6 protein-coding genes and 1 rRNA gene are annotated in these 9230 nt (G+C 58.5%); 6 read left to right on the forward strand and 1 reads right to left on the reverse strand.

The features are described from left to right. The first annotated feature begins 61 nt into the window (after positions 1–61). The 5 genes from JNJ45_12915 to JNJ45_12935 are packed head-to-tail and all read left to right on the forward strand — an operon-like array spanning position 62 to position 5451. Positions 62–433, forward strand: a complete 372-nt coding sequence (locus JNJ45_12915; protein MBL8049571.1) for a hypothetical protein — start codon at positions 62–64, stop codon at positions 431–433. Continuing rightward, positions 426–656, forward strand: a complete 231-nt coding sequence (locus JNJ45_12920; GenBank protein MBL8049572.1) for a YtxH domain-containing protein — start codon at positions 426–428, stop codon at positions 654–656. Before JNJ45_12915 ends, JNJ45_12920 begins: the two co-directional genes overlap by 8 nt. Before the next feature lie 45 nt (positions 657–701). Then, a complete protein-coding gene (locus tag JNJ45_12925) occupies positions 702–1871 on the forward strand; it encodes an AI-2E family transporter (GenBank protein ID MBL8049573.1) in 1170 nt (389 codons plus the stop codon). Next, a complete protein-coding gene (locus JNJ45_12930; GenBank protein ID MBL8049574.1) occupies positions 1868–4168 on the forward strand; it encodes a hypothetical protein in 2301 nt (766 codons plus the stop codon). The genes JNJ45_12925 and JNJ45_12930 overlap by 4 nt, the downstream gene beginning before the upstream one ends. Positions 4169–4182: 14 nt before the next feature. Next, positions 4183–5451: a serine hydroxymethyltransferase gene (locus JNJ45_12935; GenBank protein MBL8049575.1), complete on the forward strand. Its 1269-nt coding sequence runs from the start codon at positions 4183–4185 to the stop codon at positions 5449–5451. Between the two features lie 3 nt (positions 5452–5454). On the opposite strand, the gene JNJ45_12940 is transcribed toward JNJ45_12935, so the two are convergent. Then, on the reverse strand, positions 5455–6261 hold the full coding sequence (locus JNJ45_12940) for a hypothetical protein (protein ID MBL8049576.1): 807 nt from the start codon (positions 6259–6261) through the stop codon (positions 5455–5457). 309 nt (positions 6262–6570) lie between these two features. Between JNJ45_12940 and JNJ45_12945 the strand changes: the two genes are divergently transcribed. Next, a 23S ribosomal RNA gene (locus tag JNJ45_12945) occupies positions 6571–9230 on the forward strand; the annotation flags it as partial.

A 9230-nucleotide genomic window follows, 5' to 3' on the forward strand; every position in this document is an offset into this window, starting at 1 on the left:
CCCGAAATTATACATGCTGATTCACGCCGCCTCGCCGCTTTGCGGGTAATCTCACGGGGTCGTGGAAAGTGTCCTTTTGATACTGTGCCTCTTAATTGCGCTCGTGGCGTTAGTCATGTGCATCTTTATGGTACAGACTCTGAAGGCCGTCGAGCGTCGCTTGGTGGACCTTCACAAGCAACTGGGACGTTTACAAGGGGAGGTGGCGAGCGCCGAGGCGAAAATCAAGGCTCTTTCTGCCGCCCAGGCACATCGGGGCAGCGGAGTCGAGCAATTGCTCGGCGTCGCAACAGGATTTCTCGGTGCCGGAAAGTGGGGAACCCTTTCCAAACTTGCCTTGTTGGGATATAACCAGTACAAAGGGCGTCGGAAGAACGGGTCAGCGAAGGCATTGCCCCAGAGCTCAGGCACCCATGGAGAACAAAATGGCTAACAACGAAGAAAACAACAGCTTGGTTTATCTGCTCGCCGGTTTCGGCTTGGGCGCATTGGTCGGAGCCGCAGCCGGCATCCTTTTCGCACCGAAGGCGGGCGACGAAACCCGCGAAATGATCGGTGATAAGGCGAAGGAACTCAAGGGTCGAACCCAAGAGTGGATCGCCGAACAAAAGGCGAAGCGTGCCGCGGTCATTCCGGCCGACGAAGTTGGCGCCTAACGAATGAATCCCGGAGGTGGGAACTGGTGGCGAATCACCGTTTGGGTGATCGTAGTTGTACTGCTGTGCTGGTTCCTCTACGCCGTCCGCTCGATCCTGCCTCCGTTCATTCTTGCCCTTTTAATTGCGGTTCTCTTGGAACCGCTTGTCCAGCGCATGATGCGCCGAGGCGTGCGCCGTGTGGCCGCCGTCATCGCCGTCATGTCAGTCTTCTTTCTGGGGGTTGGCGGCCTCATTGTGCTCGCCGTGCCCAGCGTGACCCAGCAGGTCACCACGCTCTCGGCCCGGGTCGATAGCCTCACCAATTCGCTGCTCAACGAGCCGGCGAGCCGCAGCCCGTTTGTGCGGTGGAACCCTGTGCAACAGGCAACCCCGCGCACCGCGTCGAGCGTGGACAAACTTCTCAAGAGCCAGGAGGGTCTGCTCGAACGAGTTGGCCTGCCGACCACCCAGTCGGGCCTGGTAAAGGAATACGTAGACCCGCATCGCGAGCGCATCACCGGCTTTGTCCGTGGATTCTTCTCCAGCTTCATCGGCATTCTCGCGAGCGCGGCATCGCAGATATTCCTGCTGTTGTTCACGCCGATTTTTGTGCTTTTGCTGCTGCTCGATATGGATGGCCTGCGGGTGCGCAGTATTAGTTGGATCCCGCCGAGCATCCGCCGCGGCACCCTCGGATTGCTGCGCGAAGTCGGCCAGGTCATCGTCGCCTACATCCGCGGCCTCATGGTCACCGTCGCGATCTGGACGACGCTCTGCGCGATCGTGCTGACGGTACTTGGCGTGCCGTATTCAATTTTGCTCGCCCTCCTTTTTGGTGCGGTGTATATCATCCCTTATGCCGGGGCGATCATCATGAACGTCTCGGTTTTGCTGGTCACCGGGTTTGCCGGCGCCAACGGAAACTTCTTCATGTCGTTCAGCGATCCGTGGACCTTCGCGATGGTGGTCACCGGTATTTTCTTTGCGGTGTTTATGATCTACGACAACATCATCAACCCCAAAATTGTGGGCGGCTCGGTTGGGCTCAACCCGCTGCTCAGCATGTTCGTCGTGTTTAGCGGTGCGGCGCTCATGGGCCTTATCGGCATGCTCATCGCCTACCCCCTCGCGGGCACCATCAAGGTCATTCTCAACCGCGTGTTGCGCGTGACGGGCGCGACCACTGACGAGGTCGCACTTCCCGCCGTCCCCCTGCGTCATCAAAGTACGTGAAGTTTTCTCTCCTTGCCTTCAGCGCGCTCCTCGCGAGCGTGTCGCTTGCCTCTGACCGATGGTCGGTGGACGCCCAACGCGGCCTGATCTGGAACGGGAGTCCCTACCAGCCGATCGGGTTGCGGGTCGAGGGAACCCCCGCCGCGATTCAGGCGGCCTACGATGCGGGCGTACGCGACGTGCTCGTCTCGTTTTCATTGAACTTGGAAGAGTGGCGCACCGCCATTCAGTTGCTCGACAAACTCGGCATGCGCTACTTGGTTACGCTCGGCGTGGCCGCGCCCGCTTGCACTGGAGTCTCCGTGCAGCCCGAGAGTTACCGCATTCCCAACTTCAAAGCCGAGCGCTACCTGGAGTTTCCGTTACCCAACTGCGATTGGGCGTACGTCGCGCTTGCTTATGCGCGCGACGGTAGCCTCGCGAAGGGTCAACGAATCCCGACCAAGGCGGGTTACTTCTCCTCGAAAATCGCGCCCGAGGGCGAAAGCGAGCAGGTGCTTTTGTTCTATCCGCATCAGCAGGATATGCAAGTGCCGGACTACTGGTCGGGGCTCGACGAGCATCGCGATCAGCTGCTACGATGTTTGGTCGCGAGTCAACCCGGACCCGGATTTCGGGGCTTGCTGAACCCGATGGGCGAAGTGCCGGCTTTCGAGCCGCGCAAGTTTGTGCCCACCAACCCGCTCTTTCGGCGCGAACTCGAACTCTTTCTCAAGCAAAAGTACACCAGCATCAACAGCGCGGTGCGGGCTTGGTCGGTCTCAGCTGCCGACTTTAGTTCGTTCAAAGAGATGTCGGGGCTCGTTCCTATGTGGGGCGAGGCGCGCGGCGTGGGGCAGTTTCTCGATCCGACGCGCGACACGATGTTCCGCACCGATTTGGCGAAGAGCCAAGCCTGGACCGACATCGAAGCGGTGATCAACGCGACTGCCGCGCGGCGCTATCGCCGGCTGGTCGAGAGTATTCAGCAACTTGCCGACGTGCCCGTGATCCAAGATTGGCGCGGGTGGAACGGGCCTTACGTGTTGGGCTCCGGCCTGAGCGGGCTCGGCACCAAGATTCGGGGCCAAGTGGCGGGGCCGATCGCGGCGGAAGTGGGTCCGGTGACGACCACCACGCAGGTGTGGACGAAGCCCAGTTGGCTGGTGTGCACCGACGCGGTGGCGCCCGATGGGAGCGTCGCGCAAACCCTGATTCAGGCGAGCGGCGGCATGGGCGTGCGCGGCTGGTTTTTCCGCGGCGAACCCGCCCTCATCAAAGATTTGACCCCCAGCGGGGCTTCGCGAGTGCGCACGATTCCGTTCCCGATTGGCGCGGCTAACCCCGTGGAACCCGGCCCCTTGCCCAACGGCGCATGGTGGTTGGCCGGCCCCGGCGCGGGCAATCGCCTCGACCTCGGCAGCGGTTTTCTCGGCTATCGATATAGCGACCAGCAGGGAAGTTTTAGCGCGATTTGGATCGCGCCGGGAACCGCCGCGCGGCGTGTTAAGCTGATTGCGGGCGTGACGGAAGGCTGGAAGTTTGAGTCCACTGGCGGCGTGGACCCGGCGGCGCGCATCGTCAAGGGCGGAATCGAAGTCTCGGTGGGCTCGTCGCCGCTGATTATTCGCGGGACCGAGGAACTCCCGGTGCCCGAGGAATCGGTGCAAGAAGCGCTGGGTCAGTGGGAAACCATCAAAGCAAAGCTGGGCGGCAACACCGGCATGGTCACCGAGGACGGCCTGGAATTCGAAGAAGCCGTGAAGGGCATGACCCGCAACCCCAGCGGTAGCTTCGCGCAGATGCGCTCCACGATCGCCCGAATTAACCTCAACCTTGCGCCATTTAGCTGGATTGAGGCGGAGCGCAGCCGCGACCACACGTTTAGCGGGGTGGATAAAATTTCTGGCATTTCGAATGGCTCGGCGTTGACCTTGCACTCACGGCTCAGCAGCGACCTATTTCCGCTGCGCGCGAGTTATCCCTTTGAGGCGCGCGCCAACGGCATGCACACGCTCTGGCTCGCGGCCAAGATTCCGGCCCAAGACCGCAACAAGGTGCGGCTCCGCATCGGCGAGCAGGTGTATCAGCTCAGCCCGACCCCAGCCAGCAGCTACGGGCCCGATTTTGCGTGGTATGAAGCGGGCGAATTGAACCTGAACGTCGGGCAAACGATGTCGGTGGTGGTGGAGGTCAGCGGCGTGCGCGCCGTGGATTTGGCGGTAGACGCAATCCTGATTACGCCGAACAGTTTTCCGGCCAAGGGCCCGACGCCGCCCATGACGATTGTCGCGAGCAAGCCACCGAAAAAGAACTAGGCTAAAATTGGGCAATGTCTGGTTTGTCGCCGTCAGTTTCAGCCCACGCCGTTCCGTTGGAAACCGGTGATCGGGCCATCTTCGACTTGATTCGAGCGGAGGAGGCGCGTCAGCACACGAACCTGGAGCTCATTGCAAGTGAAAACATCGCGAGCCTCGCGGTGCGGCAAACCATGGCCAGCGTCCTCACCGACAAGTACGCAGAGGGCTACCCCGGCAAACGCTACTACGGTGGTTGCGCCGTGGTGGACGAGGTCGAGACCCTGGCGCTGGATCGCGTGAAGCAACTGTACGGCGCGGAGTTTGCCAACGTGCAACCGCACAGCGGCGCGCAAGCCAATATGGCGGTGTACTTCGCCTTTCTTAAGCCAGGCGACACGCTGATGGCCATGAACCTGGCGCACGGCGGCCACCTTACGCACGGCTCGCCGGTGAACTTTAGCGGCCACCTTTACAATATCGTGCCCTACGGCGTCCGCCAAACTGACGAACTGATTGACTACGACGAATTCGCCGCGCTGGCCCGGGAGCACCGCCCCAAGATGATTGTGAGCGGAGCCACGGCCTACAGCCGCCAGTTCGATTTTGCCCGAATTCGCGCGATTTGCGACGAAGTCGGCGCGTATCACATGTGCGATATGTCGCACTACTCGGGGCTCATCGCCGCGGGCGAATACGATTCGCCGGTGCCGCATTGCGACTTTGTGACTTCGACCACGCATAAATCCATTCGTGGTCCGCGCGGCGGCATGATCCTTTGGAACAAGGAGGAATACAGCAAGCCGATCAACATGAGCGTCTTCCCGGGCATCCAGGGCGGCCCGCTGATGCACGTGATCGCCGGCAAGGCGGTCTGCTTTGGCGAGGCGTTGCGACCCGAGTTTAAGGATTACGCCCAGCGCGTGAAGAAGAACGCCGCGGCCCTTGCGGCGGCCATGACTCAGGAGGGTTTCCGCATTGTCAGCGGCGGCACCGACTCGCACCTCATGCTCGTTGACCTTCGCCCGTTTGGCATCAACGGCAAAATCGCGCAGCAGGTGTTGGAGGATGTGAACATCACGACCAACAAGAACGCGATTCCCTTTGATCCGGAAAAGCCCTTTGTAACCTCGGGCGTGCGGCTCGGAACGCCGGCCGTCACTACCCGCGGGATGAACGAGGCCGACATGGCCACCATTGCCAACCTCATCGCACGCTCGCTGCGCGGACGAGAAGACGAGGCACAACTCGCCGCCGTGAAAGCCGAAGTGGTCGCTCTTTGCGAGCGCCATCCGGTGCACTAGGTCTTAGCCGGAAATCTGGAATATCCGGACCTGGAGTCGCTCGCTCCGGGTCCGTTCCCATTGCAGTTGCACGCGCACGCCGTGGACCTCCACCTCGAGTTGCTCGGGGTTCGGGGCGACCGCACGGAGTTGCTCGCGCACCACTTGCTCCATGGCCGCCTCCACCGCGGCGGTGGCAATCACTTCTTGGTCCAAAGGTAGGGCTGCGGTCTCCCACTCGGGCAGGCCAAGTTTCACGAGCCCAAACGTGCGCACGCGCCCGCCTGCGGTCTCGGGAAAGAAGCCGACTCGCACCAACTGCTCGGGCTGATCCACTTGGGGTCGCGCGTCGAGCGCGGCAAAAAACTCTGCTTGGGTGGACATGCATTCGGTGACGACATCGAAAATCACGGGCGACTCCATGAGGCTGGCGTAGGCATCGGCGAGGTGCGCCATAAACGGGATGTGGCGGTGATCGGTGAGCGCACCCTTGCCGACGTAGCGCACGATGACCGCGCTGGTCTGTTCGGACAGGTGCTTGAGCGACTCGCGCGTGACCCCGGCCGGATGGTCGGCGAGGAGGTCGGGCCGAAAGAGATGCGGGTTTTTCGCGCGCAGGGCCAGGCGCACATGGAGCCTCACGTCGGAAAAGATGAGTCCTTCGCGCGCGCCGATGGGGGCAAAGCCGCGCCGGTTGTGGGGATTGCCGGCGATCATGCGGTCCATGATGGCGGTGCCATCGGGCAGTTTTGGCTGCTGGCTATAGATCCACCACTCGCATCGGAAGATTTGTTTGGCGAGGGCTCGTCGCTGGAGCCAGGTTTTCCACATGGGCAAAGTCTAGCCCAGCGGGGCTTGAGGCGACATCCTGGTAATTTTTCGGAAATTTTTTCTTGTGCTGGACGGTACAAGGTTGTGGGTTCGAAATTGGAATTTGAACCTGCTCGCGTGGGCGGATCCCGGCAATTCTGAAAGAAAACCGGGGAAAAGGTGCCGGACCCCCTTGACACCGTTCGGGGGCACTGGTATAACTTCTCTTTGCCGCTGGACTGAAGTTCAGGACGAGCGGAAAGAGCGAAAAGCACTTTGACAGTTGCATATCGAATAGTGGAACACGCATCGAACGCAAGTTTGAATACAATTTAAGCTACGAAGAGCATGCGGTGAATGCCTAGGGATGAGTTGCCGATGAAGGACGCGTAAGCAGCGAAATGCTGCGGGGAGCTGCACAATAGCTTTGATCCGCAGGTGTCCGAATGGGGAAACCCGGCTGGAGTAATGTCTGGTCACTCACATCTGAATACATAGGGTGTGAAGAGGGAACCTGGTGAACTGAAACATCTAAGTAACCAGAGGAAAAGAAATCGAAGAGACTCCGTAAGTAGCGGCGAGCGAAAGCGGAAGAGCCTAAACCGGTTGGCTTGCCAGCCGGGGTTGTGGGGCATCCACTAACTCCCTCAATTCAAGCCTTCGGGTTTGTGTTGGTGGAGTTAGAAACGAGTATCGAACAGAGTTAGAAGAACAGGATTGGAAAGTCCGGCCATAGAGGGTGATAGCCCCGTATTTTGAAAACTCAATCGAATTCAGGATGTACCCGAGTAGCGCGGAGCACGAGGAACCCCGCGTGAATCTGTCCAGACCACTGGATAAGGCTAAGTACGACTCATCACCGATAGTGCATCCAGTACCGTGAGGGAAAGGTGAAAAGAACCCCGGGAGGGGAGTGAAATAGAACCTGAAACCGCATTGCTTACAAACAGTCAGAGCCCTATGGCGCTTGCGCCCAGGGTGATGGCGTACCTTTTGCAGAATGAGTCTGCGAGTTACTAGGACGGGCAAGGTTAAGACTCTAAGAGTTGAAGCCGGAGGGAAACCGAGTCTGAATAGGGCATCAAGTCCGTCTTAGTAGACCCGAAACTGTGTGATCTAGCCATGGCCAGGTTGAAGTGTTGGTAACACAACATGGAGGACCGAACTCATTGACGTTGAAAAGTCTCGGGATGAGCTGTGGTTAGTCCGGTGAAATGCCAATCGAACACAGAGATAGCTGGTTCTCCCCGAAATGTATTGAGGTACAGCGTTACGTGTTTCGTTTAGGGGGTAGAGCACTGAAAGGGCTAGGGGGCTTACCAGCTTACTGAACCCTATCAAACTCCGAATACCTAAACGTGAAGCGTAGCAGTGAGACTGCGAGGGATAAGCCCCGTGGTCAAAAGGGAAATAGCCCAGATCGACAGCTAAGGGCCCTAATCATAAGTTAAGTGTGAAACGATGTGAGATCGCATAAACAGCCAGGAGGTTGGCTTGGAAGCAGCCATCCTTTAAAAAGTGCGTAATAGCTTACTGGCCGAATGTGATCTTGCGCGGAAAATGTATGGGGGCTAAAACTTATACCCGAAGCTTCGGGATCCCGCAAGAGCGGTGATCGGTAGGGGAGCGTCGTAAGTGCAGTGAAGCTTGAGCGTAAGCACAGGTGGAGCGCTTTCGAGTGAGAATGCAGACATTAGTAGCGATAAGACAGGTGAGAATCCTGTCCGCCAAAAACCTAAGGTTTCTCCGGCTATGTTCGTCAGACGGAGGTTAGGCGGTCCCTAAGGCGAGGCCAGAAGGCGTAGCCGATGGACATCGGGTAGATATTCCCGACCTTGGTAATTGAGTGATGGAGGGACGTTTCCACAAAACCCATCCCGCACCGTTGGTTGTTGCGGGCTAGGCCGATATCCTATTCATTTAATAGATGATAACGTGGAAGGGGCCGGGGAACGGCGGTCTTCGGACCAAAGGAACTGGGTGGCGTGGGGGCCGAGAAAAGCTTCTAAACTTATCAATTATCAAACCGTACCGTAAACCGACACAGGTAGGTGAGTCGAGGAGACTAAGGCGTTCGGAAGAACTCTCGTTAAGGAACTAGGCAAATTGACCCCGTAACTTTGGAAGAAGGGGTGCCCCGCAAGGGGCCGCAGCTAAGCAGCCCGGTCGACTGTTTACCAAAAACACAGGTCTCTGCTAACACGTAAGTGGATGTATAGGGGCTGACGCCTGCCCAATGCTGGTAGATTAACAGGAGATGTTAGGAGCAATCCGAAGCATTGAATCGAAGTCCCAGTGAATGGCGGCCGTAACTCTAACGGTCCTAAGGTAGCGAAATTCCTTGTCGGCTAAATACCGACCCGCATGAAAGGCGTAACGAATTGGGCACTGTCTCAACGAGAAATCCGGTGAAGTTGTAGCACCCGTGAAGATGCGGGTTCCGCGCAGTAGGACGGAAAGACCCCGTGGAGCTTTACTACAGCTTCAGATTGGGAGCTGGATGTACATGTAGAGCGTAGGTGGGAGCTTCGGCACCAATGGAACACCACCCTTGTACTTCTGGTTTCCTAACCGGACCCATTATCTGGGTTCGAGACAGTCTGTGGCAGGTAGTTTGACTGGGGCGGTCGCCTCCCAAAGTGTAACGGAGGCGTACAAAGCTGCACTCAGCCTGGTTGGAAATCAGGCGTCGAGCGTATAGGTATATAGTGCGGTTGACAGTGAGACACACAGGTCGAGCTGGGACGAAAGTCGGTCTAAGTGACCCTCTGATGGTGCGTGGGCACGTCAGGGTTCAACGGATAAAAGCTACCCCGGGGATAACAGGCTGATCTTGCCCGAGCGCTCATAGCGACGGCATGGTTTGGCACCTCGATGTCGGCTCGTCGCATCCTGGGGCTGTACAAGGTCCCAAGGGTTCCGGAGTTCACGGATTAAAGCGGCACGCGAGCTGGGTTCAGAACGGCGTGAGCCAGTTCGGTCCCTATCCA

It is taken from the genome of Chthonomonas sp., from assembly GCA_016788425.1.
In the GTDB taxonomy this organism is placed as follows: Bacteria; Armatimonadota; Fimbriimonadia; order Fimbriimonadales; family Fimbriimonadaceae; genus JAEURQ01.

Bases quoted from the DNA above. Each gene is read 5' to 3' on its own strand.
- JNJ45_12920 (MBL8049572.1), top strand. From the start codon at position 426: ATGGCTAACAACGAAGAAAACAACAGCTTGGTTTATCTGCTCGCCGGT.
- JNJ45_12935 (MBL8049575.1), top strand. From the start codon at position 4,183: ATGTCTGGTTTGTCGCCGTCAGTTTCAGCCCACGCCGTTCCGTTGGAA.
- JNJ45_12940 (MBL8049576.1), bottom strand. From the start codon at position 6,261: ATGTGGAAAACCTGGCTCCAGCGACGAGCCCTCGCCAAACAAATCTTC.